The sequence below is a fragment of the Corynebacterium sp. HMSC073D01 genome, from assembly GCF_001815555.1.
Classification (GTDB): Bacteria; Actinomycetota; Actinomycetes; order Mycobacteriales; family Mycobacteriaceae; genus Corynebacterium; species Corynebacterium glucuronolyticum.
Window position 1 is genome coordinate 1 of the sequence record NZ_KV821037.1, and the last position, 236, is coordinate 236.

A 236-nucleotide genomic window follows, 5' to 3' on the forward strand; every position below is an offset into this window, starting at 1 on the left:
AAGGATGGGTTGACCAATGATGAGGAGAAGGCCATCGGCACTGATCCTCGTAATCCGGATTCTGATGATGACGGCATCACTGATGGTGATGAGGTTAACGGCAACAAGAACCCGTTCAAGGACAACAAGTTTGATCCTTCGGGTAAGCCGGGTAACACCAACCCGTTGAATAAGGACACCGACGGTGATGGTATTGAGGATGGTGATGAGGTCGATCCGAAGACTGGGTCTGACAA

1 protein-coding gene is annotated in these 236 nt (G+C 50.4%); it reads left to right on the top strand.

What is annotated here, in order from left to right:
* Positions 1 to 236: hypothetical protein (locus HMPREF3044_RS05730; RefSeq protein ID WP_210400527.1), on the top strand; the 236-nt coding region annotated here is incomplete at both ends.